Source organism: Pseudomonas sp. KCJK9000 (assembly GCF_046230725.1).
Taxonomy (GTDB): Bacteria; Pseudomonadota; Gammaproteobacteria; order Pseudomonadales; family Pseudomonadaceae; genus Aquipseudomonas; species Aquipseudomonas promysalinigenes.
Genome location: NZ_JBJJLN010000004.1, coordinates 33,320 through 58,935, shown reverse-complemented (window position 1 = coordinate 58,935; position 25,616 = coordinate 33,320). Strand labels below are relative to the sequence as shown.

The 25,616-nt window shown below is 57.5% G+C and carries 22 protein-coding genes and 2 pseudogenes; 6 read left to right on the top strand and 18 right to left on the bottom strand.

Going from position 1 to position 25,616, the window contains the following annotated elements:
- Nucleotides 1-123 precede the first annotated feature (123 nt).
- Entirely contained in the window at nt 124-2,448 is a 2,325-nt protein-coding gene (locus ACK59H_RS03160; RefSeq protein ID WP_081016616.1) for a P-loop NTPase fold protein, read from the top strand.
- An 87-nt stretch (nt 2,449-2,535) separates the two neighbouring features.
- A pseudogene (locus ACK59H_RS03155) lies at nt 2,536-2,732 on the top strand (transposase); the annotation flags it as partial.
- A gap of 76 nt (nt 2,733-2,808) precedes the next feature.
- Here the strand turns inward: ACK59H_RS03155 and ACK59H_RS03150 are convergent.
- Nucleotides 2,809-3,042: a DUF1302 family protein gene (locus tag ACK59H_RS03150; protein WP_230849734.1), complete on the bottom strand. Its 234-nt coding sequence runs from the start codon at nt 3,040-3,042 to the stop codon at nt 2,809-2,811.
- Nucleotides 3,043-3,109: 67 nt separating this feature from the next.
- On the opposite strand from ACK59H_RS03150, the gene ACK59H_RS03145 reads away from it, so the two are divergent.
- The 4 genes and pseudogenes from ACK59H_RS03145 (at nt 3,110) to ACK59H_RS03130 (ending at nt 8,745) form a co-directional block, all read left to right on the top strand.
- On the top strand, nt 3,110-3,709 hold the full coding sequence (locus ACK59H_RS03145; RefSeq protein ID WP_230849735.1) for a DUF6088 family protein: 600 nt from the start codon (nt 3,110-3,112) through the stop codon (nt 3,707-3,709).
- 85 nt (nt 3,710-3,794) lie between these two features.
- On the top strand, nt 3,795-4,784 hold the full coding sequence (locus tag ACK59H_RS03140; protein WP_060477635.1) for an ATP-binding protein: 990 nt from the start codon (nt 3,795-3,797) through the stop codon (nt 4,782-4,784).
- 17 nt (nt 4,785-4,801) lie between these two features.
- The gene (locus tag ACK59H_RS03135; RefSeq protein ID WP_081016617.1) at nt 4,802-7,300 is read left to right on the top strand and encodes a S8 family peptidase; all 2,499 of its coding nucleotides are present in this window, start codon (nt 4,802-4,804) and stop codon (nt 7,298-7,300) included.
- 282 nt (nt 7,301-7,582) lie between these two features.
- Nucleotides 7,583-8,745 (top strand): annotated as a pseudogene (locus tag ACK59H_RS03130) (IS3 family transposase).
- A gap of 27 nt (nt 8,746-8,772) precedes the next feature.
- Here ACK59H_RS03130 and ACK59H_RS03125 read toward each other — a convergent pair.
- The 17 genes from ACK59H_RS03125 to mnmG form a co-directional block, all read right to left on the bottom strand.
- Nucleotides 8,773-9,342, bottom strand: coding sequence for a TniQ family protein (locus ACK59H_RS03125; RefSeq protein ID WP_060477637.1), 570 nt, complete (start codon nt 9,340-9,342; stop codon nt 8,773-8,775).
- Nucleotides 9,343-9,498: 156 nt separating this feature from the next.
- Nucleotides 9,499-11,334: a glutamine--fructose-6-phosphate transaminase (isomerizing) gene (glmS, locus tag ACK59H_RS03120; protein WP_060477638.1), complete on the bottom strand. Its 1,836-nt coding sequence runs from the start codon at nt 11,332-11,334 to the stop codon at nt 9,499-9,501.
- 2 nt (nt 11,335-11,336) lie between these two features.
- Nucleotides 11,337-12,113, bottom strand: coding sequence for a DeoR/GlpR family DNA-binding transcription regulator (locus ACK59H_RS03115; RefSeq protein ID WP_060477639.1), 777 nt, complete (start codon nt 12,111-12,113; stop codon nt 11,337-11,339).
- A gap of 247 nt (nt 12,114-12,360) precedes the next feature.
- A complete protein-coding gene (gene glmU, locus ACK59H_RS03110) occupies nt 12,361-13,728 on the bottom strand; it encodes a bifunctional UDP-N-acetylglucosamine diphosphorylase/glucosamine-1-phosphate N-acetyltransferase GlmU (protein ID WP_060477640.1) in 1,368 nt (455 codons plus the stop codon).
- A 121-nt stretch (nt 13,729-13,849) separates the two neighbouring features.
- Nucleotides 13,850-14,269, bottom strand: a complete 420-nt coding sequence (locus tag ACK59H_RS03105) for a F0F1 ATP synthase subunit epsilon (RefSeq protein ID WP_011536500.1) — start codon at nt 14,267-14,269, stop codon at nt 13,850-13,852.
- A 44-nt stretch (nt 14,270-14,313) separates the two neighbouring features.
- Nucleotides 14,314-15,690 (bottom strand): F0F1 ATP synthase subunit beta, encoded by a 1,377-nt coding sequence (atpD, locus tag ACK59H_RS03100; RefSeq protein ID WP_060477641.1) that lies wholly within the window; start codon nt 15,688-15,690, stop codon nt 14,314-14,316.
- A gap of 27 nt (nt 15,691-15,717) precedes the next feature.
- Nucleotides 15,718-16,578: a F0F1 ATP synthase subunit gamma gene (atpG, locus tag ACK59H_RS03095; RefSeq protein WP_054893005.1), complete on the bottom strand. Its 861-nt coding sequence runs from the start codon at nt 16,576-16,578 to the stop codon at nt 15,718-15,720.
- A gap of 48 nt (nt 16,579-16,626) precedes the next feature.
- Entirely contained in the window at nt 16,627-18,171 is a 1,545-nt protein-coding gene (gene atpA, locus ACK59H_RS03090; protein WP_060477642.1) for a F0F1 ATP synthase subunit alpha, read from the bottom strand.
- Between the two features lie 21 nt (nt 18,172-18,192).
- Nucleotides 18,193-18,729 carry a F0F1 ATP synthase subunit delta gene (locus tag ACK59H_RS03085; protein WP_060477643.1) on the bottom strand — a complete coding sequence of 179 codons (537 nt, stop codon included), beginning with the start codon at nt 18,727-18,729 and terminating at the stop codon, nt 18,193-18,195.
- A gap of 12 nt (nt 18,730-18,741) precedes the next feature.
- Nucleotides 18,742-19,212: a F0F1 ATP synthase subunit B gene (locus ACK59H_RS03080; protein ID WP_003253189.1), complete on the bottom strand. Its 471-nt coding sequence runs from the start codon at nt 19,210-19,212 to the stop codon at nt 18,742-18,744.
- Nucleotides 19,213-19,268: 56 nt separating this feature from the next.
- Complete coding sequence (atpE, locus tag ACK59H_RS03075; RefSeq protein ID WP_003097235.1) at nt 19,269-19,526, bottom strand: F0F1 ATP synthase subunit C; 258 nt, start codon at nt 19,524-19,526, stop codon at nt 19,269-19,271.
- Nucleotides 19,527-19,670: 144 nt separating this feature from the next.
- Nucleotides 19,671-20,540, bottom strand: a complete 870-nt coding sequence (atpB, locus tag ACK59H_RS03070; RefSeq protein ID WP_060477644.1) for a F0F1 ATP synthase subunit A — start codon at nt 20,538-20,540, stop codon at nt 19,671-19,673.
- Nucleotides 20,541-20,556: 16 nt separating this feature from the next.
- Entirely contained in the window at nt 20,557-20,964 is a 408-nt protein-coding gene (locus ACK59H_RS03065; RefSeq protein ID WP_008092225.1) for a F0F1 ATP synthase subunit I, read from the bottom strand.
- Between the two features lie 149 nt (nt 20,965-21,113).
- Complete coding sequence (locus ACK59H_RS03060; protein ID WP_060477645.1) at nt 21,114-21,986, bottom strand: ParB/RepB/Spo0J family partition protein; 873 nt, start codon at nt 21,984-21,986, stop codon at nt 21,114-21,116.
- Nucleotides 21,987-21,995: 9 nt separating this feature from the next.
- On the bottom strand, nt 21,996-22,787 hold the full coding sequence (locus tag ACK59H_RS03055) for a ParA family protein (RefSeq protein ID WP_060477646.1): 792 nt from the start codon (nt 22,785-22,787) through the stop codon (nt 21,996-21,998).
- Nucleotides 22,788-22,805: 18 nt separating this feature from the next.
- Entirely contained in the window at nt 22,806-23,456 is a 651-nt protein-coding gene (rsmG, locus tag ACK59H_RS03050; RefSeq protein ID WP_060477647.1) for a 16S rRNA (guanine(527)-N(7))-methyltransferase RsmG, read from the bottom strand.
- Nucleotides 23,453-25,345, bottom strand: coding sequence for a tRNA uridine-5-carboxymethylaminomethyl(34) synthesis enzyme MnmG (gene mnmG / locus ACK59H_RS03045; RefSeq protein WP_060477648.1), 1,893 nt, complete (start codon nt 25,343-25,345; stop codon nt 23,453-23,455). The genes rsmG and mnmG overlap by 4 nt, the downstream gene beginning before the upstream one ends.
- Between the last annotated feature and the right edge of the window lie 271 nt (nt 25,346-25,616).

Genomic DNA, 25,616 nt, shown 5'->3' with positions numbered 1-25,616 from the left:
TGATTTAGCTGCCGAAGACAGCCTATGTAATCGATGATGGTTAGACGGAACTGAGTGATATCATATAGCCGGTCTATGCCCCGATCTCTAGAGTGGTTGCCAGTACAACAAGGATGTGCCTGCATGAAAGACCTTTGGAACGCAGTGAGGATTTGGCTTGCCAACCTACGAGGGACAACGAGCGCAGCCCCTCTTGCACCTCCATCGATGGAAATAGGTACAGAAGCTCCTATCCGCACTAAGGGTAAGGACCGTCTGCGCAGAGTAGGTTATGCATACCGTATCGCTGACGTGCTGTCGGAGCTTAGTCCTCGTGAAGGACGGGTTTTTGCCATCCGCGGTGGCTGGGGGTTTGGCAAATCGTCCCTCAAGCATCTTGTAATTGAGCAGCTTGAGGCCAGAGACAAGCACTCCAATTGGCTGGATTTCAACCCTTGGCAGTGGGGGGACGGAAACGCCATCAGCCGAGCACTTTTCGGTCAGATCGCCGACAGGCTGGGCGGTGACAACTCGCAGGAAGCGCTAAAGCGCGCCGCAACCCTTAGGAAATACGGCGCGATACTGTCAGGCGCAAGTGCACCGCTCAAGCAGGCTGGAGGGTCGCAGCAGAAAATCACGACGATACTCACGAATGCATCGTTGATTTCCTTTGCTTCCTCCATCGGCTTCGACCTGCCCGCGGCAGCGACGGTCGCTGGTATTCTGGCTGGGATAGCTATCGCCATATCACTACTCGGACGCTGGTTAAGTCACCTCGGACGGGACCGTAGCAACGAATCACTCGATCAAGTCCGCAAAGCCTTGGAGGAGCGCCTCCGCGAATTGAAACGGCCGCTAATCGTCTTTGTCGACGACATAGATCGGCTCGAACAAGACCAGATTCGAGTGCTGCTTCGCCAGGTGAAAGCCAATGCGAACCTGCCCAACATCGTTTTCGTTTTGCTGTTCCAGCCGAGCATCGTGGAGAGCGCACTGGACCCAGTAGCAGACGGGGATGGAAGAGCCTTTCTAGAGAAAATTGTCCAAGCAAGCTTCGATCTTCCCATGGTGCCAACGCACATGGTGCATCGGATTTTCACTGAAAATTTGTCGCAATTGGCGAACTCCTACGCCACAGAGAAAAACGGTTTTGATCAGACCCGCTGGGGCAATGCATTAATTGGCTCCATTCAACCACGGCTTCGGAACATGCGGGATGCCCATCGGTTGGTCTCCTCCGTGGCGGTTCATTTACCGCTGCATGCGTCTGGTGATTTGCTCGAAGTGAATATCGTAGATTTCCTAGTTTTGGAAACACTTCGGGTTTTCGAGCCGGATCTGCACGAAACGATTTCTCTGGAACAATCTCTGCTGCTGCAGGGCGGTCGGCACCTGGGAGACGGCAAAAGACCGACAGCGGAAGCAGCCATTAAGGATCTACTCAACACAGTGCCAGAGGACCGCCGCGAGCTCGCCAAGGAAACCATAAAGCTGCTGTTCCCTCAGGCCGAGTGGGCAATGGGTGGCCCCCGTTACGACCATGGTTTTCAACAGCAATGGGCCGAAGCGAAGCAAGTATGCAGTTCTCGATTCTTCCCGCGGTATTTTGAGTTGCAGACCGCACTCGGTGACATTTCAGAACGCCGCTTCACTCAGTTCATCGATGCAGCACTGACGGAAGAGCAACTGGCCGCCTCGATCGCAGCAATCGAGGACGACGGGCTGCTCCCTGCGCTCGTGGCGAGGCTCGACGAATCGGTCAATCGGCTGCCGGCCGAGAATGCCGCAGTGCTGCTTCCAGGATTATTTACCATCGCACAGAAATTTGTTGGCGATGACGGTGATCCATTTAGCTCACCATGGGTTCGCGCATGGAGGGCGACATCATGGTTTTTGAAGGCCATCCCCGAGGACAAGCGCGGTAGTCTGGCAATCGAAGCTTTTCGGGAGACCAGAGCTTTGTCCGTGGCCGCGATGCTCGTTCATCTCAGTGACCCTACAGATCATAAAGACAAGGCTGACTTCGAGCCTACGCTTGATGTTCCGACGGTCGATGCGATGAAGGCTATCTGGTTGCAGTTAGTTCGGAGTCGAGCAGCAGACAATAATGCTCTGTTGTTGGAGCCAGGCTTGGCTTCACTGCTTTATCGATGGAAGAACTACTCCGGCTCGGTTGATGAGCCACGCAGGTGGTTACAGGGTGCCATCGGTACGGATCAGGAATTCACGATCATGGCCTCAAACCTGATGAGCTTTGGGACCAGCCACGTACTCGGCGATCGAGTAGGCAAAGTGCAGCACATGTTCAGCAGGGATACAATTGAAACGTTCGTCGGGCTAGACATCGCCATCGCACGGTGCGGGGCAATCAACCCAGCCGACTTCCCCGGTTACGAACTCCCGCTCACGACTCTTCGACGTCACCTTGAGGCCTGGGTGCAAAACAAAGGCGAGCTATTGGATTGGTAAGCCCCTGCTAAGCGGTACAACATTTGTAGTATCTACTAACTCCGGACACCCATTTAGGCAAGAATGCTCGCCACAGAGAGGTGTCTGATGACCAAGCAACGCCGTACTTTACACCTGAGTTCAAGCGCGAAGCAGCCTACCTGTTGCTCGATCAAGGTTACAGCCATGCCGAGGCGGTCCGTTCGCTCGGCTTGGTCGAATCGGCCCTGCGCCGATGGGTTAATCAGCTTCAACAGAAGCGCGGCGGTGTCACGCCGGCCAGCAAAGCGCTGACGCCAGAGCAGTAATCAATCCTGACCTGAAGCTCGACAGCCGAACCTTGGCATTTCTTCCTAAAGCTACTGAACCACTGGCAATGATCTACTCGTTGCTCAGACCGCTGGTTGCCGGATCTCCGCAGCGACCGGTCGGGGTACCGGCGCAGACTACCGGTTGCAGGTCCTCGGCGTAGTTTGTCGGGTAACAAATCGCCCGGCGCCCTTCACCGGCAATGTCGACGGTGGAAAAGTAGCTGCCGGCAGGGGCCAGGTCGTAGGCATTCCACTTGAACTGGTAGTAGCCCTTCAGGCTCAACGGAAACCAGGAACGATTCATAAAGCGTTTGCCCTGCATGTCAGATTCACAATTAAATATCTGACATCATTTAGCTAGGTCACTTCTGATGTCCCTACCGTCGATCATCCTGGACCATTCCCAAGCTCTTCCTGAGGGCACCGTTATGTCGCCCAAGGAATTTTTGCACTTGGGCAGTCGAGCAGCGGTAGACCAAGCATTTTCTCGGCTGACAAAAGGTGGGATGCTCAGCCGTGTAGCGCGGGGAATTTATGTCCGCACGGCCAAAGGGGTTAGGGAATCTGCGCTCACCTTAGAAAAGGTCGTGAAGTCCATGGCCGTAAAGGGTAAAGCGGCTATTGTCTTGGGGGGGGGCAAGGCAGCAGAACTCTTTGGCCTTACCTCGCCTCAACAGCACCGCCAGGAATACTTGACCTCAGGGCAAACGCGACAGCTAAAAATTGGAGAAGAAATGACTCTTCTTCGTCATGCACCTCGGTGGATGCTAGCTCTGGATGGCTCTATGGCTGGTAATGCACTTCGCGCGTTAGCGTGGTTCGGGCCACAAAAAGCCGATGAAGCAGCTGTTCAACTGCGCTTGAGGATGTCTGGATTGGAGTGGGAAGCACTGTCATCGATCCGCGGTCGCCTTCCTTCTTGGATGGCCATCGCCATAGGCCGAGCGTCGACAGCACAGGAAAGCCAGTGACCAACGGCCTCAATTCGAGGGCGTAAGCACGGAAAGCGCTGGGTCAGAACGTTTACACTATTGATATCGAAAAGGCAGGAAAACCATGGCTAGCGGCGAGCACTTAAAGGCACTTCTACGTTCCCACATCAAGGGGGACGATAGCCATTTCCTTGCCGTAGCGATGCAAATGGCCGCCCATGAAGCCAAGCAGGGCCACGGTAAACTCGCGCAAGATCTACGCACACTCATTGACGCGGCTGTCAGCAAACGTAATCAACTGCCGCCCAGCCAGCCTGTGCCCATCGGTCAACCTCGTGGCGAGCTCAGTAATCTGCTGTCGGTGGCAATGCCGAGCACCCGCATTTCGGAAATGGTGCTCGACGAAGGCACCCACGGCCGCCTGAATCGGATTATCAGCGAACAACGAAACTTCGAAAAAATTCGTGCTCACGGCCTGTCTCCTCGCCGGAAGTTGCTACTTGTTGGGCCTCCTGGTACCGGTAAGACCATGACCGCTTCTGCCCTCGCTGGCGAGCTCAAGATCCCGCTGTACGTTGTCCGTCTGGACAGTCTGATCACCAAATTCATGGGTGAAACGGCAGCGAAACTGCGCCAAGTGTTCGATGCAATCCGCGACACTAGGGGCATTTACTTCTTCGACGAATTCGATGCCATCGGTTCTCAACGCGGTCTGTCAAACGACGTCGGTGAGATCCGCCGGGTGCTCAACAGCTTTCTGCAGATGATTGAGCAAGACCAATCGAACAGCTTGATTATCGCGGCCACGAATCACCCAGAAATCCTCGACTACGCCTTGTTCCGCCGCTTCGATGATGTTATCGAGTATGGGCTGCCCAACAGCGAACAGATCCAGGCCGTACTCAAAGGTCGCCTGGCGAACTTCTCGAAGAAGATGAATAACTGGGGTGCAGTTGCAGATGCCGCAGCTGGCCTCAGTTACGCAGAGTTGGCTCGGGCAGCAGACGACGCTATCAAGGATGCGATCATTGATGACCGCCTTCAGGTAGATGCTAGGGATGTGGAAAGGCACCTTAAGGAGCGCAAGGCCTTCCACCAACGACAAAAAATATGAGCCGGTAGAGCTTTTCGATGACGGAACCAAACGCAGGGCAGCGACGACACTTCCATTTCAAACAGACAGGGAAGCCTGAAAAATTCCGGTCCACGATCAAGCCCAAGCGAGATCCCAAGTATCCTCCTCGGGACCGCCTGATCCACGGTAACTTGCTACGCCAGCAGCTACAGCGCGTGCAGGAGCAACTGGATGATGCTGTCGGGCTGCAACGGTTAAACGGCCAGGAAAAAGGTCTGGGGCTTCAAATTGAATTTGTCAGCGAGCCTTCATTCCCCCTCGTATTCGAGGGGCTAGCTCGTGGGGCTCAACGCATAGAGCTCTTGAACGTTCGCTTCGATAAGGCGACCGAAACACATTTTGCCACGGTGTTTGTGCCCGATGGCAAACTCGTTGCCTTCGAAAAATTAGTGACGAAATACCTCACTGAGAAATCGAAGAAAAAAGGCGTCGCACTCAATACCCCCCTACTGAACCCCATTGCTGAAATCCGATCTGCCACCTTCGAAGCTCTGTGGACAGACGCCGACCATATGCTGCCATCGAATGATCAGGAAGCTGTCTGGTGGGAGTTCTGGCTTCCGGCGCGTGAGAACCAGGCTGCAGTAGAAGAGCGATTCAGGACCGTCGCTGACGTGCTGGGCCTCCAAACGTCCAATCACGTGCTCACCTTCCCCGAACGCACCGTCATCAACGTGTTTGCCTCTCGCGCGGCAATCGTCGGTTCGATTTATCTGCTCAATGAAGTTGCAGAGATCCGAAGGGCGAAAGAGACCGCTGAATTTTTCGACGCGTTGCCTCCGCTCGAGCAGCAGGCTTGGGTCACCCACCTATCTGGTCGAACCACCGCCGCCGCGGATGACAACCTACGCATCTGCTTACTCGATACCGGAGTGAATCCAGGCCACCCTCTGCTATCAGCGCACATCGATGCTGCTGATCTGTACACCGTGAATGCCGCATGGGGCGTCGATGATCACCAGGGACATGGCACCGGCCTCGCCGGGGTGGCGCTGTACGGCGACCTGATTGAACCACTGGATGCTGATAGCCCAGTCTATATTTCGCATCGAGTCGAATCAGTGAAGCTTCTGCACGCTGCTCGAGGCGATTCAAGCGAGCCTTACGGTGCGCTGACATTGAGGGCCGTGGCCTATCCCGAAATCTCCTGCCCCTCAAAGCAGCGGATCTACAGCATGGCGGTTACCAGCATCGATGACCGCGACAGAGGGCGACCATCCGCATGGTCGTCCGCGGTGGACATGCTCACCTCCGATTCGCTCGGCAAACGAGCGACACCGCGCTTGATGATTGTCTCCGCTGGCAATGCCAAGCAATCTGGCTATCTGGAGTACCCGACAAGCAATATCACCGACGGTATTCACGATCCTGGTCAGTCCTGGAACGCGCTCTGCGTAGGCGCCTATACCCTCAAGGATAGGATTGATCCACCGAGCCCGAACTCAACAGCGCTGGCCGCTCATGGCAGCCTGAGCCCCTACAGCACGACGTCGAGGCTCTGGCTCAACACTCCATGGCCACTGAAACCTGATGTCGTATTCGAAGGCGGAAACCTAATTTGCGACGCGCTCGGCGCGTTCAGCCACACTTCTCTGTCGTTGCTCACCACTTCTCACCGCCCCCAAGAACGCCTGTTCTCTACCACTTGGGCCACAAGTGCAGCCTCAGCACTTGCCGCTAGGATGGCCGCCCAGATATCGGCTGCCTACCCCGAGCTATGGCCGGAAACTGTGCGCGCTTTGATCGTCCATTCGGCCGAATGGACTCAGCGCATGAAGGATGACTTCCTGAAGGGTAACGCTAAAGGTGCGTACGAAAACCTCGTTCGAACCTGTGGGTTTGGTGTGCCTGATATCGGGCGCGCGTTGTGGAGTGCATCGAACACCTTGACCCTGATCGTCGAGGACGAGTTGAAGCCATTTGCCCGCGTGAAGCCAAAGCCGCCAACCGCCCATGACATGCACCTGCACGAGCTTCCTTGGCCGAAGGAAGCGCTGATTGACTTGGGTGACGCCGAAGTTGAAATGCGTGTGACCCTTTCCTACTTCATTGAGCCAAATCCAGGAGTAGCGGAGCGTGGGCTCAAAGGCCGTTATCGCTACGAATCCCACGGACTGCGCTTCCAGGTGAGCAGGCCAAACGAGGATGTTATCGATTTCCGTCAGCGCATCAACCAACGGGCACGTGATGAGGAAGACGATCTTCCGTACGTCGCAGGCGCATCAGACGATCGTTGGTTGATTGGTATGAATGCGCGCCACAAGGGTTCTCTGCACTCGGATGTTTGGCGAGGTCCAGCTTCAGACCTAGCTGGCTTGGGCATCCTAGGCGTTTACCCAGCGCCAGGGTGGTGGAAGACCTTAGTATCGAAAAATCGCTTCGATGATAAGGTCAGATACAGCCTAGTCGTTTCAATCAAAACCCAGCAAACCGAAGTCGATCTCTATAACGCTGTAACGACAGTCATCGAGAACAGAACTGCGGTCACTGTTTGATCCGCAGCCGAGACAGAGTGAATCGCTCAGATTTCTTACGCCCATCGACCCCTCCATCGGGAACAGTGCGTAGCGATCTCTAGCGATTCACGTTCTCGCCTGGTAATGGCTTGTCCCATCTCGAAGGAAATCAACTCGGCGACTTGGGCCTGCCCGGCTTACTCGCGAGATCGAGACGCTCAAAGAAGGCCTTAGCTTCTTCGTCTTTGCTGAGTGCCTGTAGTGGTCTACTAACCCCGGACACCCATTTAGGCGAGAATGCTCGCCACAGAGAGGTGTCCGATGACCAAGCAACGCCGTACCTTTACCCCTGAGTTCAAGCGCGAAGCTGCCTGCCTGGTGCTCGATCAAGGCTACAGCCATGCCGAAGCGGCCCGTTCGCTCGGCTTGGTCGAATCGGCCCTACGCCGATGGGTTAATCAGCTTCAGCAGGAGCGCGGCGGCGTTACGCCGGCCAGCAAAGCGTTGACGCCAGAGCAGCAAATAATCCAAGAGTTGGAAGCCCGGATCACGCGCCTTGAACGCGAGAAATCGATACTAAAAAAGGCCACCGCGCTCTTGATGTCGGATGATCTCGAGCGTACGCGCTGATCCGCCAGCTCAGCGACCATGAGCCCGTTGATTGTTTGTGCGAAGTGTTCGAAGTCACTCGCTCAAGTGACTACGCACATCGTCACAGAAGGCGAACTCCGGACGTTGAACGACTACGGTTGCGCAGTCGAGTGAATGAGTTGTTCACGCGAGGTCGAAGTGCGCCCGGCAGCCGTACCATCATGGCAATGATGCAAGAAGAGGGTGAGTAAATCGGGCGGTTCAAGGTACGCAGCCTGGTGCGTGAGCTGGCGTTGATCAGCAAGCAGCCAGGATCACATGCATACAAAAAAGCCACAGGGGAGCGGCCAGATATACCGAACACCTTGAACCGAGCGTTTGATGTCGAAGCTCCAAATCAGGTCTGGTGTGGAGACATCACTTACGTCTGGGCACAGGGCAAATGGCACTATCTGGCAGTTGTCCTGGATCACTATGCACGCAGAGTGGTTGGCTGGGCCTTATCAGAAAAGCCGGATGGAGACCTGGTGGTCAAAGCGCTGCACGTCGCCTACGAACAACGTGGAAAGCCTCAAGGACTCCTGTTCCACTCTGACCAGGGATCGCAATATGGCAGCCGTCAGTTCCGCCAGAGGCTGTGGCGCTACCGCATGCGCCAGAGCATGAGCCGCCGAGGCAACTGTTGGGATAATGCACCGATGGAGCGAGTCTTTCGCAGCTTGAAGTCAGAGTGGATACCGACCACGAGCTACCTGACCGGGCAGCAAGCTCAACGAGACATTGGCCAATGCCTGATGGGCCACTACAACTGGATCCGGCCTCATCAGTTCAACGATGGACTGGCTCCGGCAAAAGCTGAAGAAAAACTCAAAACCGTGTCCGGGATGAGTTGACCACTACAAACGGGTTGATGTGCAAAGCTAGTGATAGATTTTTGCGCGACGCAAGGCAGTGGGAGCCTCATTGGGCACCGTGGGCGCGTCAGCGAGGTGCCGGCCACGGCACATTCGCCACATGACATCCAGGATATGCCCCACACCGTTGAAAGGCTTATCACAGAATGGGCAGAGATTATGAAGGACTGCGTTGTGCTTGAAGCATACGGTCACATAAGGCGCGACGTACCGCCGCCAGTAAGAGAAGCCGCGGTTCTTCAAATCTTCACGGACACATTCTGGACAGAACGAGGAATCGAACACACTGAAGCGTTCACCCTCGGAAATGTACTGCTTTCCTGAGTAGACGTGGTCCCAGCGGGCTTTGAAGACGTGAGTCGACGCCATCATGGTGTGGCCGTGAACTAGCCGATTGAAGCCGTAGCATCCTGGCCACCCCATCGCCTCCGCAAGCCGCTTCACCTCAATCGTCTTCAGCACGTGACGGGTGCCGAGCTGATGGAAGGTCAGCGGAACGTCGATGTGCCAGCTGAGGTGCAAGTTACGCCGCACGTATGACGCGAGCGATTCGTCGGGCTGAATGGGCAATGGCATTGAGGGCGCCGAAGCAGGTTACGTGAAAGGAAACGGGAGAAAGGAAGGCCGTCTAGAGAGAGGGAGCCAGGGGCGGCCCCCTCTCTCTGCGACAGTTTTTAATCTCAGAAACAGTTTTTAATCTTGGAGATCAATTGATCCTGAACGTTATGCGCCTTACTCCACCGTCACCGACTTCGCCAAGTTACGCGGCTGGTCAACATCGGTCCCTTTGAGCACCGCAACATAGTACGAAAGCAACTGCAGCGGAATGGTATAAAGAATCGGCGCCAGTTCATCGACGATGTGCGGCACTTTGATCACATGGGTGCCTTCGCCATTACTCATCCCGGCGTTCTCATCCGCGAACACCACCAACTCGCCACCACGGGCACGCACTTCCTGCAGGTTGGACTTTAACTTTTCCAGCAGCTCGTTGTTCGGCGCCACAGTGACCACCGGCATGTCATTATCCACAAGCGCCAGCGGGCCGTGCTTGAGCTCGCCTGCTGGGTAGGCTTCAGCATGGATGTAAGAGATTTCCTTGAGCTTCAGCGCACCTTCCATGGCCACCGGGTATTGCGCGCCACGGCCGAGGAACAGGGTGTGGTGCTTGTCGGCGAACAGCTCGGCGGTTTTCTCTACGGTGCTGTCCATGGCCAAAGCTTCACCCAGGCGCGCAGGCAGGCGGCGGAGTTCTTCCACCAGCCCAGCTTCTACGCCAGCTTCGAGGGTGCCACGCACTTGGCCCAGCGCCAGGGTCAGCAGCATCAGCGAGACCAGCTGAGTGGTGAATGCCTTGGTCGAGGCCACGCCGATTTCCGGGCCGGCCAGGGTCAGCAGGGTGAGGTCCGACTCGCGAACCAGCGAGCTGATACCCACGTTGCAGATCGCCAGGCTACCGAGGAAGCCCAGTTCCTTGGCATTGCGCAGGGCGGCCAGGGTGTCGGCGGTTTCGCCGGACTGGGAGATGGAGACGAACAGGGTATCAGGCTGCACCACCACCTTGCGGTAGCGGAACTCGCTAGCCACTTCAACTTGGCATGGGATACCGGCCAGGCTTTCGAGCCAGTAACGAGCAACCATGCCTGCATGGTAGCTGGTACCACAGGCGACGATCTGCACGTTGCGGACCTTGGCGAACAGCTGCTCGGCCTGCGGGCCGAAAGCCTGAACCATCACGTGGTCCTTGCCCAGGCGGCCTTCGAGCGTGCGCTGCACCACGGTTGGCTGCTCGTGGATTTCTTTGAGCATGAAGTGGCGGTATGCGCCCTTGTCGGCGGCTTCGGCGCCTTCGTGGTACTGCACGGTCTCACGTTGTACCGGCAAGCCGCTCTGGTCCCAGATCTTCACTTGGTCGCGGCGGATCTCGGCGATATCGCCCTCCTCCAGATACATGAAGCGGTCGGTGACCTGGCGCAGGGCCAATTGGTCGGACGCGAGGAAGTTTTCCCCATGGCCTAGGCCGATCACCAGCGGGCTGCCACTGCGTGCGGCCACCAGGCGATCAGGCTGCTTGATGCTGATCAGGGCCAGGCCGTATGCGCCATGCAGGCGCTTGACCGCAGCTTTGAGGGCCTCGGCGATGTCCGGGTTGCTCTTGAGCGTGTGGTGGATCAGGTGAACGATGACTTCGGTATCGGTCTGCGAGCTGAACACATAGCCCAGCGCTTTGAGCTCTTCGCGTAGCTCTTCGTGATTTTCGATGATGCCGTTATGGACAACCGCCACTTCACTGTTGGAGAAATGCGGGTGAGCATTACCTTCGGTCGGTGCGCCATGAGTAGCCCAGCGGGTGTGGGCGATACCCAGCTGGCCATTGAGCGGCTGGGCAGCTACCGCGGTTTCCAATTCAGCGACTTTGCCGATGCGGCGGCGGCGCTGCAGCTCGCCCTGCTGGGTATACACGGCCAGGCCGGCACTGTCGTACCCGCGGTACTCAAGACGCTTGAGGCCTTCGATGAGAATGGCTGTGATGTTGCGCTCGGCTACGGCACCAACGATTCCACACATAGTTATTGCTCCTGGCTGATCGCGGCGCAGATCAGGTTGATGCCGCGAGCTTGAATTTGTTCACGTGCCGCTGCGGGCAGGCGTTCGTCTGTAATAAGGGTATGCACGCTGCCCCAGGGCAGCTCGAGGTTGGGGATTTTGCGCCCGACCTTATCGGACTCGACCATCACGATCACTTCACGGGCAACTTCCGCCATCACTCGGCTCAAGCCGAGCAGCTCGTTGAACGTGGTGGTACCTCGCTGCAGGTCGATGCCATCGGCCCCAATGAACAGCTGGTCAAAATCGTAGGAGCGCAGTACCTGTTCTGCGACCTGGCCTTGAAATGATTCTGAATGCGGGTCCCAGGTGCCGCCGGTCATCAGCAGCACCGGCTCGTGCTCCAGTTCGCTGATGGCGCGGGCGACGTTCAAGGAGTTGGTCATCACCACCAAGCCGGGTTGACGTCCCAGTTCAGGAATCATGGCGGCGGTGGTGCTACCGCTGTCGATGATGATGCGGGCGTGTTCGCGTATTCGGGCGACCGCTGCGCGGGCGATGGCCTTTTTGTAAGCCGACACCGGTTGGGCGGTTTCCACGAGCATCTCCTGGGGTACGGGAACGGCTCCACCGTAACGGCGAAGCAACAGGCCATTGGCCTCCAAGGCCGCGAGGTCCTTGCGGATAGTCACTTCAGAAGTTTCGAATCGCCGTGCCAGAGCATCCACACTCACCTCACCCTGTTCGTTGAGCAAGGCAAGGATATTGTGACGACGCTGAGGAGTGTTACGTTTCGACATGAGCGCTTAAGTTTCGATTCGAAAGATAATGATCGCAATCAAAACCTAAGATCGTGGCGCCGTCAAGCTGTGGATAAGTTTATTCCGACGAATCGGCCACGTAGGTGCGGGTTTTATCCTTGAATGCTGGCCTGCCGATGCAATGTGATGCTCATCGCGGCTAAATCCGTTTCTTCAAGAATCACAACCACAAAAAAGCCGACTTATTCACATAAGTCGGCTTCTTATCGAACCCGCTGTGTATAACTCAGCCCTTCACGATCTTCTCGGGACGTTTCCAGCCATCGATATTGCGTTGACGGGCGCGAGCGACGGCCAACTGGCCTGCTTCGACGTTCTGAGTAACAGTCGAACCGGCGGCGGTCGTCGCACCGCTCTTGATATCCACAGGCGCGACCAGCGAGTTGTTGGAGCCAATGAATACGTCCTCGCCCATCACGGTCTTGAACTTGTTGGCGCCATCGTAGTTGCAGGTGATGGTTCCTGCACCGATATTGGTCCGCGCGCCCACCTCGGCGTCGCCCAGGTAGGTCAGGTGCCCCGCTTTGGCACCCTGACCGAGATGGGCATTTTTCAATTCGACGAAGTTACCCACATGGGCTTTGGCATCCAGTACGCTCCCCGGGCGCAGGCGGGCGAACGGGCCGGCATCGCTGCCCTCGCCCATCACCGCACCGTCCAGATGAGAGTTGGCCTTGATGATCGCGCCCTTGCGCAGGGTGCTGTCCTTGATCACGCAGTTCGGGCCGATCTGTACGTCGTCTTCGATGACTACCTTGCCCTCAAGAATAACGTTGATGTCGATCAGCACATCTCGGCCCACTGTGACCTGGCCACGGACATCGAAGCGTGCGGGGTCGCGCAGGGTCACACCCTGAGCCATCAGCCGGCGGCCCTCACGCAGTTGATAGTGACGCTCAAGCTCCGACAACTGGCGACGGTCATTGGCGCCCTGCACTTCCATGGGGTCGTGGGGCTGCTCGGTGGCGACCACCAGCCCATCGGCCACAGCCATGGCGATGACGTCAGTAAGGTAGTACTCGCCCTGGGCGTTGTTGTTCGACAGCCGGCTCATCCAGTCGGCCAGGCGCGCCGCTGGGAGGGCCAGGATACCGGTATTGCCTTCCTTGATCGCCTTCTGCTCTTCAGTGGCATCCTTGTGCTCGACGATAGCGGTAACCTCGCCTTCGTCGTTGCGCACGATGCGGCCATAGCCTGTGGGGTCCTGCAGAGTGACGGTGAGCAGACCTAGCTGCTTATCGCTGACCTTGGCCAGCAGACGCTGCAGGGTTTCCACTTCTATAAGCGGCACGTCACCGTAGAGCACCAGCACTGTGTCGGCAGTGATCGCCGGCAACGCTTGAGCAACAGCATGGCCAGTACCCAGCTGTTTGTCCTGCATGACGAAATTCAGGTCATCGGCGGCCAAACGCTCACGCACCTGCTCGGCGCCGTGCCCGATCACCACGTGGATGCCTTGAGGCTGGAGCAGGCGCGCACTGTGGATAACGTGGCCGAGCATGGAGTTACCGGCAACAGGGTGCAGCACCTTGGGCAGCGCCGAGCGCATGCGGGTGCCTTGGCCGGCGGCAAGAATAACGATATCGAGGGACATTGACTGGCTACCAATCCTGGGCGGTCAGGGGCGTGACCTGAGAAGAAATTCAGAAAAAGAAAAAGGGTAGCCGAGGCTACCCTTTAACTCAATCGCAACGGAAGTAAGCGGCTTGGCCGGATTACTTGCCTTTGCGCAATTGCTGGACGGTTCGCAGTTGAGCTGCAGCCTCGGCCAGGCGTGCGGCGGCAGCACCGTAGTCGAAGTCCGAGCTTTTCGCGTTCAGGGCGTTCTCAGCAGCCTTGAGGGCTTCCTGAGCCTGAGCTTCGTCCAGGTCGGCAGCGCGCTGCACGGTGTCGGCAAGAACCTTGACCATGTTTGGCTGCACTTCGAGGAAGCCACCGGAGATGTAAAACACCTCACGATCGCCACCTTGCTTGGTCAGCGTGATCGGACCAGGCTTGAGATTGGTGATCAGCGGGGCGTGGCCTGGAGCGATACCAAGATCGCCCAGGTTGCCGTGCGCTACTACCATCTCGACCAGGCCGGAGAAGATTTCTCCTTCCGCGCTGACGATATCGCAATGGACTGTCATAGCCATCTGCTTGCCTCAACCTGATTAGCGCCCCTTGCGGGGCGCCGGGATTACAGTTTCTTGGCTTTCTCGATCGCTTCGTCGATGCTGCCGACCATGTAGAACGCTTGTTCTGGCAGGTGGTCGTAGTCACCTTTGAGGATGCCGCTGAAGCCAGCGATGGTGTCTTTCAGGGAAACGTACTTGCCTGGCGAGCCGGTGAAGACCTCGGCCACGAAGAACGGCTGCGACAGGAAGCGCTGGATCTTACGAGCGCGGGCTACCAGTTGCTTGTCGGCTTCGGACAGTTCGTCCATACCCAGAATGGCGATGATGTCTTTCAGCTCTTTGTAGCGCTGCAGAACATACTGAACGCCACGAGCGGTCTCGTAGTGCTCGGTGCCGATCACGTTCGGGTCCAGCTGGCGCGAAGTCGAGTCCAGTGGGTCGACCGCTGGGTAGATACCCAGGGAGGCGATGTCACGGGACAGAACGACGGTGGCGTCCAAGTGGGCGAAGGTGGTCGCAGGCGACGGGTCGGTCAAGTCGTCCGCAGGTACGTATACGGCCTGAACGGAGGTGATCGAACCTTCCTTGGTGGAGGTGATGCGCTCTTGCAGAACGCCCATCTCTTCAGCCAGGGTCGGCTGGTAACCTACTGCCGAAGGCATACGGCCCAGCAGTGCGGATACTTCGGTACCGGCCAGGGTGTAACGATAGATGTTGTCGACGAACAGCAGAACGTCGTTACCTTCGTCACGGAACTTCTCAGCCATGGTCAGGCCGGTAAGCGCTACGCGCAGACGGTTTCCTGGTGGCTCGTTCATCTGACCGTAGACCAGCGCTACCTTGTCGAGAACGTTGGAGTCCTTCATCTCGTGGTAGAAGTCGTTACCCTCACGAGTACGCTCACCCACACCAGCGAACACGGAGTAACCGCTGTGTTCCATGGCGATGTTACGGATCAGTTCCATCATGTTTACGGTCTTGCCGACACCGGCACCACCGAACAGACCAACCTTACCACCCTTGGCGAACGGGCAAACCAGGTCGATAACCTTGATGCCGGTTTCCAGCAGGTCGTTGCCGCCTGCCTGGTCAGCGAACGAAGGCGCTGGCTGGTGGATACCGCGACGCTCTTCTTCGCCGATTGGGCCGGCTTCGTCGATTGGGTTGCCCAGTACGTCCATGATGCGGCCCAGGGTGGCCTTACCAACAGGAACGGAAATGGCAGCGCCGGAGTCGACGACATCCAGACCGCGCTTGAGGCCTTCGGTCGAGCCCATCGCAATGGTACGAACCACACCGTCGCCCAGCTGCTGCTGAACTTCCAGGGTGGTTTCCGCGCCTTGTACTTTCAGCGCGTTGTAAACACTCGGTACCGCGTCACGTGGGAATTCCACGTCGATGACGGCGCCGATGATTTGAACGATACGTCCGCTACTCATAGCTGGATCCTCTGAATTTTTGAACCGTTAAACCGCGGCAGCGCCGCCGACGATTTCCGAGATCTCCTGGGTGATCGCAGCCTGACGCGCCTTGTTGTAGATCAACTGAAGCTCTTTGATCAAATCACCGGCGTTGTCTGTGGCGTTCTTCATGGCGATCATCCGGGCCGCTTGTTCAGCAGCGTTGTTCTCGACCACCGCCTGGTAAACCTGCGACTCCACGTAACGCACCATCAAGCCGTCCAGCAGCTCTTTTGCGTCAGGTTCGTACAGGTAATCCCAGTGATGCTTGAGATCCTGATCCGGGGTTGCCACCAACGGTACCAATTGCTCGACCGTCGGTTTTTGGGTCATGGTGTTGATGAACTTGTTCGAAACCACCGAGAGGCGATCGATACGGCCGTCCAGGTAGGCGTCCAGCATCACTTTGACGGAGCCGATCAAGTCGTTGATCGATGGCTCTTCGCCCAGGTGGCTGATCGCGGCTACGACGTTGCCGCCAAAGATGCGGAAGAAAGTCGCACCCTTGCTGCCGATCACGCACAGGTCGATTTCCACGCCCTGTTCGCGGTTTACGCTCATGTCCTTGACCAGGGCCTTGAACAGGTTGGTGTTCAAGCCACCGCACAGACCACGGTCACTGCTCACCACGATATAACCGGCGCGCTTCACAGGGCGCTCGATCATGAACGGGTGGCGGTATTCCGGGTTGGCGTTGGCCAGATGACCGATCACCTGGCGGATACGCTCCGCGTAAGGACGGCTAGCAGCCATGCGCATTTGTGCCTTGCGCATTTTGCTGACCGCCACTTTCTCCATGGCGCTGGTAATTTTTTGCGTGCTTTTGATGCTCGCAATCTTACTGCGAATCTCTTTTGCGCCTGCCATGTATCACCTATCAGGTTAGCAAGCGGGGGCCGGAGCCCCCGCTGCGGCTTACCAGGTCTGGGTGGCCTTGAACTTCTCGATACCGGCTTTCAGGCCTGCGTCGATTTCGTCGTTGAAGTCACCCTTCACGTTGATCTTCGCCATCAGTTCGGCGTGATCACGGTTGAAGTAGGCGATCAGTGCTTGCTCGAAGCTGCCGATCTTGGAGACTTCCACGTCAGTCAGGAAACCACGCTCAGCGGCGTACAGCGACAGAGCCATGTCCGCAATGGACATTGGCGCGTACTGCTTCTGCTTCATCAGCTCGGTTACGCGCTGACCATGCTCCAGCTGCTTGCGGGTCGCTTCGTCCAGATCGGAAGCGAACTGGGCGAATGCAGCCAGTTCACGGTACTGAGCCAGTGCGGTACGAATACCACCGGACAGCTTCTTGATGATCTTGGTCTGAGCGGCACCACCTACGCGGGATACCGAAACACCGGCGTTCACTGCAGGGCGGATGCCCGAGTTGAACATGGCCGATTCCAGGAAGATCTGACCGTCGGTGATGGAAATCACGTTGGTCGGAACGAACGCGGAAACGTCGCCAGCCTGGGTTTCGATGATCGGCAGGGCAGTCAGGGAACCGGTTTTGCCAGTCACTGCGCCGTTGGTGAACTTCTCGACGTACTCTTCGGAAACGCGCGACGCACGCTCCAGCAGACGGGAGTGGAGATAGAACACGTCACCTGGGTACGCTTCACGTCCTGGTGGACGGCGCAGCAGCAGGGAGATCTGACGGTACGCAACGGCCTGCTTGGACAGGTCATCGTAAACGATCAGGGCATCTTCACCGCGGTCACGGAAGAACTCGCCCATGGTGCAGCCGGCGTATGGCGCCAGGAACTGCAGCGCGGCGGATTCCGAAGCACTGGCAACGACCACGATGGTGTTGGCCAGGGCGCCGGTTTCTTCCAGCTTGCGAACGATGTTGGCAACGGTGGAACGCTTCTGGCCGACAGCAACATAAACGCAGAAAATACCGGAGTCTTTCTGGTTGATGATGGCGTCGATGGCCATGGCGGTCTTGCCGATCTGACGGTCACCGATGATCAGCTCACGCTGGCCACGGCCGACAGGGATCATGGCGTCGACGGACTTGTAGCCAGTCTGTACAGGCTGGTCTACCGACTTACGCCAGATCACGCCTGGAGCCACTTTCTCGACTGCGTCGGTCTGGGTGTTGCCCAGAGGACCTTTGCCGTCGATCGGGTTGCCCAGGGCGTCAACGACGCGACCCAGCAGTTCCTTACCAACCGGAACTTCCAGGATGCGACCGGTGCACTTGGCGCTCATGCCTTCGGCCAGGGTGTCATAGGCACCCAGGATCACTGCACCTACGGAGTCTTGCTCCAGGTTCAGGGCCATGCCGAATACGCTGCCAGGGAACTCGATCATTTCGCCATACATGACGTCGGCCAGACCGTGGATGCGCACGATACCGTCGGAAACCGAAACGACGGTACCTTCGTTACGGGCTTGGGAGCTCACATCGAGGTTGTCGATGCGGCCCTTGATGATTTCACTAATTTCGGAAGGATTGAGTTGCTGCATTGCTCTGCTGCCCCTTCAAACTCAAGATTTCAATGCTTCGGCCAGTTTCGCGATTTTGCCGCGAACAGAGCCATCGATTACCAGGTCACCTGCGCGGATGACGACGCCGCCAATAAGGCTGGCATCCTCCGACGCGTGCAGGCGCACTTCCTGGCCTAACCGTGCACTGAGAACCTTGGCGAGTTTGTCTTGCTGTTCTTGGTCCAACGCGAAGGCACTGGTGACTTCCACGTCCACGGATTTCTCTTGCTCGGCCTTGTACAGGTCGAACAGAGCGGCAATCTCCGGCAGAAGCAGGAGACGGTCGTTTTCCGCGGCAACATGAATGAAATTCTGTGCCTGTGCATTGAACTTGTCACCGCACACGTCAATGAACGTGGCGGCCTTTTCTGCGCTCGTCAGTCGCGGGGCCTTGAGCAGGCGCTGCATGGTCTCGTCTTGCGAAACCGCAGCAGCCAGGCCGAGCATGGCTGACCAATTGGCCAGTTGCTGATGGGCCTGGGCATGCTCAAAGGCAGCCTTAGCGTAAGGTCGGGCCAACGTGGTCAGTTCTGCCATGATCGCCCTCGCTTAAATTTCAGCGGCCAGTTTGTTAACCAGCTCCGCATGCGCGTTTTGATCGATTGTGGCGCCAAGGATCTTTTCGGCACCGCCAACGGCCAGGGCACCCACTTGGGCACGCAGGGCGTCTTTAGCGCTGTTGAGTTCCTGTTCGATCTCGGCCAGAGCCTGAGCCTTCACACGGTCAGCTTCGACGCGGGCCTGTTCACGGGCTTCCTCGACAAGCTGAGCAGCGCGTTTCTTGCTTTGCTCAATGATTTCGGCTGCCTGGGCTTTAGCTTCACGCAGTTGCTGACCCGCTTTCTCTTGGGCCAGCTCCAGGTCGCGAGCTGCGCGGTTGGCAGCGTCCAAACCGTCGGCAATCTTCTTTTGGCGCTCTTGCAGGGCAGTGATGACCGGAGGCCATACATACTTCATGCAGAAGAGTACAAAAATCAGAAAAGCAACGGATTGGCCAATCAGGGTTGCATTAATGTTCACGCCAACACCTCGCTCGGTCTTAATTCATACAGCCATCAACTCGTAGTGACGAGTGATTAGCCGGCGATCTGACCAACGAACGGATTCGCGAAGGTGAAGAACAGAGCGATACCAACACCGATCATGGTTACGGCGTCGAGCAGACCGGCAACGATGAACATTTTGACCTGCAGCATCGGAACCATCTCTGGCTGACGAGCAGCGCCTTCCAGGAATTTGCCGCCCAGCAGGCCGAAACCAATGGCGGTACCCAGAGCACCCAGGCCGATCAGCAGAGCAACAGCGATAGCGGTCAGACCAACTACAGTTTCCATCTTTCCTCCCGACTTTTACGTCGTATTGGTTAGGTTTTTAGTTTGAAGCGGTAAAACAAATCGTTTGGTACAGCATGCCCTTGCGGACTTTTTAAGCCCTCCCCCCAAACAGGCGGGGAAGGCTATCAGACACGCCAGGCGGTCTTAATGGTTATCTTCGTGAGCCATCGACAGGTAGACGATGGTGAGCATCATGAAGATGAAAGCTTGCAGGGTGATGATCAGGATGTGGAATACAGCCCACGCCCATTGCAGCACGATACCCAGGCCGCTCAGCCAGAGGATGCCGGCGCCGAACATCACCGCGATCAGGATGAACACCAGCTCGCCGGCGTACATGTTGCCGAACAGACGCAGTGCCAGGGAGATCGGCTTGGCGATCAGGGTGACGAATTCCAGCAGGAAGTTGACCGGGATCAGCAGGATCTGCACGAAGATGTTCTTGCTGCCGAACGGGTGCAGGGTCAGCTCACCGATGAAGCCGCCCAGGCCCTTGACCTTGATGCTGTAGAAAATGATCAGCGCAAAGACGCAGAAGGCCATGGCCAAGGTCGCGTTCGGGTCGGTGGTCGACACGGCGCGGAACGGAATGTGCGGATCACCGGAGATCAGGATGGCCAGCTGAGGAATCCAGTCGACCGGAACCAGGTCGATGGCGTTCATCAGGAATACCCAGACGAAAATGGTCAGCGCCAGCGGGGCAATCACTGGGCTACGGCCGTGGAAGGAGTCCTTCACGCTGCCGTTGACGAAGTCCACCAGTACTTCCACGAAGTTCTGCAGGCCGCCTGGTTGGCCGGAAGTCGCCTTCTTGGCCGCCATGCGGAAGATGAACAGGAAGATCAGACCCAGCGCGACGGACCAACCCAGGGTGTCCAGGTGGAACGCCCAGAAGCCCATTGCCTTGGCTTCTGCAGCCGAATGGGCGAAGCCCCAGCTGCCGTCTGGTAGTTGACCGTAGGTCAGGTTCTGCAAGTGGTGCTGGATATAGCCCGAAGCGGTTTCTGCTGCCATGGTTGCCTCAAACGCCCTAAGGTCTCGAAAGTCTTTTATTCATCAGCAGGGGCGCGAACCAGCTGACCAAAAGGGTCAACACGAAGACGCCGAATACTGCTAACGGCGCCAGTGGCTTCACTCCTGCGAAGGTCAGTGCAAATAGCACTGCCGTCAAAATCATCTTGCCCGCCTCGCCCGCGTAAAACGACTTGACGATGGCTTGTGCCGCCCGAGCTCCGCTAAAGCGAAAAGCCTTCCAGGCGAAATACACATTGGGTAGCCAGGCAATCAAACCTCCGCAAAGGCCTGAATATCCACTGACCGCCCCTTTCCACTGCCACAACACCAAGGTTGCCAGCAGTAGTACGACGAATTGAGCCAGCAGTACCGGAAAAACCGCCCAGCGATGGAAAGGCAGGCGGTTTGGCGTGCGGATTTCCATCACAACTGCTCCTCGGAAGTCGACCAACAAGTCAGTAACGACTTGGCATAATTTGTGCCGACAAAATGCGCGCAGAGTATAGGGGTGGATTAACCCCTATTCAACTCTTGGGTAGTGATTTCCGACTGTTCGCTACAATTGCAATTGTTTCAGCGGATGTGTGCGAGCACACCTTGCAACTCGTCAAGCGAGTTATAGCGAATAACCAACTGGCCTTTGCCCTTGTTGCCATGCCGTATCTGCACGGCAGAGCCCAGGCGCTCTGCAAGCCGTTGTTCAAGGCGTGCGATGTCCGGATCAGGTTTATCCGGCTCTACCGGTTCAGGCTTGCCATTGAGCCATTGACGCACCAGTGCCTCAGTTTGGCGCACGGTGAGGCCACGTGCGACAACATGACGCGCCCCCTCTTCCTGACGATCTTCCTCAAGCCCGAGCAAAGCACGGGCATGGCCCATCTCCAGATCACCGTGGGCGAGCATGGTCTTGATCGCTTCCGGCAGCGAAATAAGCCGCAGCAGGTTGGCCACGGTCACTCGCGATTTGCCCACGGCATCAGCGACCTGTTGCTGGGTCAGTTCGAATTCCTGTTGCAGGCGCTGCAAAGCCAAGGCTTCTTCCAGCGGGTTGAGATCTTCGCGTTGAATGTTCTCGATGAGCGCCATGGCAATGGCGGCCTCGTCGGGTACTTCGCGCACCATGGCCGGGATAGTGTCCAGGCCTGCCTGCTGTGTGGCACGCCAACGGCGCTCACCAGCAATGATCTCATAGCGGCTACCGTCGATCGGGCGCACCACGATCGGCTGCATCACCCCGTGGTTGCGGATCGAGTGGGCGAGTTCTTCCAGTGCCTCGGGGTCCATGTCACGGCGCGGCTGGTACTTGCCCCGCTGGATCAGTTCCACAGGCAGGTGTTGCAATTCTTTCTGGTCGATCTTCACAGCCTGCTCTTCGAGCGCGCTGACGGACGGACCACTGAGCAGTGCATCCAACCCACGTCCGAGACCTCGTTTCTTAACGGCCATGCGGATTCCTTAAGTTGTCTGTGCAGTGCGTGACTGACGGCGTTGACGGCGTACCAGTTCTCCGGCCAGGGCCAGGTAGGCCAGTGCGCCACGCGATTGCTTGTCGTAGGCCAGCGCCGGCATGCCAAAACTCGGCGCCTCGGCCAGGCGGATGTTGCGCGGAATGACAGTGTCGTACAACTGCTCGCCAAAGTGTTCCTTGAGCTGCGCCGAAACATCGTTGTTCAGGCTCAGACGCGGGTCGTACATGGTCCGCAGCAGGCCCTCGATCTTCAATTGCGGGTTCAACCGTGCCGCAATGCGCTTGATGTTATCCACAAGGTCGCTAAGACCTTCCAGCGCGTAATACTCGCACTGCATCGGGATGATCACGCCATCGGAGGCCACCAGCGCGTTCAGCGTCAGCATCGACAGCGACGGTGGGCAGTCGATGAGAATGTAATCGTAGTTGTCACGGATAGGCGCCAGCGCGTTACGCAGACGGCTTTCTTTGACCTGCATTTCCAGCAGCACTACTTCCGCAGCGGTCAGGTCCCGGTTGGCCGGCAGCAGCTGAAAGCCACCATGCTCGGAGTAGTGCATGGCCTGGGCAAGGTCGCATTCCCCGATCAGCAGGTCATAGACCGAATGCTCGAGTTCGTGTTTGTCCACACCGCTGCCCATGGTCGCATTGCCCTGCGGATCGAGGTCGATCAGCAGCACACGACGCTTGGTCGCGGCCAGCGATGCTGCGAGATTGATACAGGTGGTGGTCTTGCCGACACCACCTTTCTGGTTCGCGATTGCGAATACCTTAGCCATTGTTGCGTGTGTTCCCAATCAAGCCTTGCGGCGCAGTATCAGCAGATGGCGCTGGCCCTGGCAACCTGGAACGGTCAGGGCCTGCTCGCTTTCCACTGTGAAGTCTGCGGGCAATGCTACCAGTTCGTCGGCAGGATGCAGCCCCTTCATTGCAAGCCATTGCGTCCCGGTGTCGCCTAGATGGCGGGTCCAGTTGGTGAAGTTCTCCATACTGCTGAAGGCGCGCGAGATGATACCGCTGAATGGTGAGGACGGCGTAAAGGCCTCCACTCGGCTGTGGATAACCGTAAGGTTGTCCAACTTGAGCTCCATTTTGACCTGAGTCAGGAAGCGGGTCTTCTTGCCGTTGGCGTCCAGTACCGTCACACGCTTTTGTGGATGCAGGATAGCCAAGGGGATGCCAGGCATACCACCGCCACTGCCCACGTCCAGCCAGCTGTCACGTTCGCTGTGGATAAACGACATCACGCTGAGGCTGTCCAGCAGATGACGGGAAACCATCTCGTCAGGATCGCGCACGGCGGTAAGGTTGTAGGCTTTGTTCCACTTGATCAACAGGGCCAGGTAACCCAGCAGCTTTTCCTGCTGCTCGCCGCTCAACTCGACACCAAGCTGATGCGCACCTGTGAACAACTCTTCGGCATGTTGCGGGGTGACCAAGGAACTCAAGCGCTTTGCTCCAATTCGCGGCCAGCGCCGCGTTTTTTCAGATGAATCAGCAGCAGGGAAATCGCCGCCGGGGTTACCCCAGGGATGCGCGAGGCCTGGCCCAGGGTTTCAGGACGGGTCTGGCCGAGCTTGCTCTGGATCTCCTTCGACAGGCCGGAAATGCCCGAGTAGTCGATATCCACAGGCAGCCGGGTATCTTCGCTGGCGCGCAAGCGGGCGATTTCGTCCTGCTGACGGTCGATGTAACCGGCGTACTTGGTCTTGATCTCGACCTGCTCTGCCACTTGTGGATCGATATCATCACCACCTGTAGCCTCGATCAGGCCGGCATAGTCGATCTCTGGCCGCGCCAACAGATTCAGCAGGCTGTATTCGTGAGCCAGCGGGGTACCGAACTTATCCACAATGGCTTGACCCTGTTCGGTATTCGGGCGCACCCAAGTCGATTTCAGACGTTGTTCTTCACGCTCGATGCCATCGCGCTTGGCGCAGAATGCAGCCCAACGATCATCGTCGATCAGGCCCAGCTCGCGGCCTTTCTCGGTCAGACGAAGGTCAGCGTTGTCTTCGCGCAGGATCAGCCGGTACTCGGCGCGCGAAGTGAACATGCGGTACGGCTCCTGGGTGCCGAGCGTAATCAGGTCGTCCACCAGTACCCCGATGTACGCCTCGTCGCGGCGCGGGCACCAGCTTTCGCGGCCCTGCGCACGTAGTGCTGCGTTGGTACCGGCCAGCAAGCCCTGGGCACCGGCTTCTTCGTAACCGGTGGTGCCATTGATCTGGCCAGCAAAGAACAGCCCACCGATGACTTTGGTTTCGAGGCTGTACTTGAGGTCGCGGGGATCGAAGTAGTCGTACTCGATCGCGTAACCAGGGCGCACGATGTGCGCGTTTTCCATGCCGCGGATCGAGCGCACCAGCTCCAGTTGCACGTCGAATGGCAACGAGGTGGAAATGCCGTTCGGGTACAGCTCATGGGTGTTCAGGCCTTCGGGCTCGATGAACACCTGGTGGCTTTCTTTATCGGCGAAGCGGTGGATCTTGTCTTCGATCGATGGGCAATAGCGTGGGCCCACGCCCTCGATCACCCCGGAATACATTGGCGAACGGTCAAGGTTCGAGGCAATGATTTCGTGGGTGCGGCTGTTGGTGTGAGTGATCCAGCAGCTGACTTGGCGCGGGTGCATCTGCGCATTGCCCATGAAGGACATTACCGGGATCGGCGTGTCGCCCGGCTGTTCGGTCATCACCGAGAAATCCACCGAACGCCCGTCGATACGTGGAGGCGTACCGGTTTTGAGCCGGCCCACGCGCAGCGGCAGCTCGCGCATACGGTGAGCCAGGGCAATCGAAGGCGGGTCGCCGGCGCGTCCGCCGGAATGGTTCTGCAAACCAATGTGGATGAGGCCGCCCAGGAAAGTACCTGTGGTCAGCACTACGGACTCCGCGAAGAAACGCAGGCCCATCTGTGTGACGACGCCCTTGACCTGATCCTGTTCGACGATCAGGTCATCGCAGGACTGCTGGAATATCCACAGGTTGGGCTGGTTTTCCAGAATCTCGCGTACCACCGCCTTGTAAATGGCGCGGTCGGCTTGGGCGCGGGTTGCGCGCACGGCCGGCCCTTTGCGGTTGTTCAGGATACGGAACTGGATGCCGCTCTTGTCGGTGGCCAGCGCCATGGCGCCGCCGAGCGCATCGATTTCTTTGACCAGGTGACTCTTGCCAATGCCACCGATCGCTGGGTTGCAGCTCATGTGACCGAGGGTTTCCACGTTATGGGTCAACAGCAGGGTTTTCACACCCATGCGTGCTGACGCAAGCGCAGCCTCGGTACCGGCATGGCCGCCGCCGATGACGATCACTTCAAAACGGGAAGGGAAATCCACCACGCACCTCGTGCCTGTTTTTGCGAATAGAGAAGGTAAGCAGACAAGTATAGGGACTTACCCCCCTTTAAAGAAACCGTCTGAGCAAATTTTGACCAGCCTGTGGATGAGTGGCAGACAACAGAAATCAGAGAGAGAAATTTAAAAAAGCTTTGTTTTTATGTTTATTCTTATGCACAGCCTTATCTGTGGATAAAGTTCTGTAGGGCATAATCCATGTGGTTTACAGCGAAATTGAACCCTGTGGCTTACCCACCCTAAGGCCTATGGA

Bases quoted from the DNA above. Each gene is read 5' to 3' on its own strand.
- ACK59H_RS03160 (WP_081016616.1), top strand. From the start codon at position 124: ATGAAAGACCTTTGGAACGCAGTGAGGATTTGGCTTGCCAACCTACGA.
- ACK59H_RS03150 (WP_230849734.1), bottom strand. From the start codon at position 3,042: ATGAATCGTTCCTGGTTTCCGTTGAGCCTGAAGGGCTACTACCAGTTC.
- ACK59H_RS03145 (WP_230849735.1), top strand. From the start codon at position 3,110: ATGTCCCTACCGTCGATCATCCTGGACCATTCCCAAGCTCTTCCTGAG.
- ACK59H_RS03140 (WP_060477635.1), top strand. From the start codon at position 3,795: ATGGCTAGCGGCGAGCACTTAAAGGCACTTCTACGTTCCCACATCAAG.
- ACK59H_RS03135 (WP_081016617.1), top strand. From the start codon at position 4,802: ATGACGGAACCAAACGCAGGGCAGCGACGACACTTCCATTTCAAACAG.
- ACK59H_RS03125 (WP_060477637.1), bottom strand. From the start codon at position 9,342: ATGCCATTGCCCATTCAGCCCGACGAATCGCTCGCGTCATACGTGCGG.
- glmS (WP_060477638.1), bottom strand. From the start codon at position 11,334: ATGTGTGGAATCGTTGGTGCCGTAGCCGAGCGCAACATCACAGCCATT.
- ACK59H_RS03115 (WP_060477639.1), bottom strand. From the start codon at position 12,113: ATGTCGAAACGTAACACTCCTCAGCGTCGTCACAATATCCTTGCCTTG.
- glmU (WP_060477640.1), bottom strand. From the start codon at position 13,728: ATGTCCCTCGATATCGTTATTCTTGCCGCCGGCCAAGGCACCCGCATG.
- ACK59H_RS03105 (WP_011536500.1), bottom strand. From the start codon at position 14,269: ATGGCTATGACAGTCCATTGCGATATCGTCAGCGCGGAAGGAGAAATC.
- atpD (WP_060477641.1), bottom strand. From the start codon at position 15,690: ATGAGTAGCGGACGTATCGTTCAAATCATCGGCGCCGTCATCGACGTG.
- atpG (WP_054893005.1), bottom strand. From the start codon at position 16,578: ATGGCAGGCGCAAAAGAGATTCGCAGTAAGATTGCGAGCATCAAAAGC.
- atpA (WP_060477642.1), bottom strand. From the start codon at position 18,171: ATGCAGCAACTCAATCCTTCCGAAATTAGTGAAATCATCAAGGGCCGC.
- ACK59H_RS03085 (WP_060477643.1), bottom strand. From the start codon at position 18,729: ATGGCAGAACTGACCACGTTGGCCCGACCTTACGCTAAGGCTGCCTTT.
- atpE (WP_003097235.1), bottom strand. From the start codon at position 19,526: ATGGAAACTGTAGTTGGTCTGACCGCTATCGCTGTTGCTCTGCTGATC.
- atpB (WP_060477644.1), bottom strand. From the start codon at position 20,540: ATGGCAGCAGAAACCGCTTCGGGCTATATCCAGCACCACTTGCAGAAC.
- ACK59H_RS03065 (WP_008092225.1), bottom strand. From the start codon at position 20,964: ATGGAAATCCGCACGCCAAACCGCCTGCCTTTCCATCGCTGGGCGGTT.
- ACK59H_RS03060 (WP_060477645.1), bottom strand. From the start codon at position 21,986: ATGGCCGTTAAGAAACGAGGTCTCGGACGTGGGTTGGATGCACTGCTC.
- ACK59H_RS03055 (WP_060477646.1), bottom strand. From the start codon at position 22,787: ATGGCTAAGGTATTCGCAATCGCGAACCAGAAAGGTGGTGTCGGCAAG.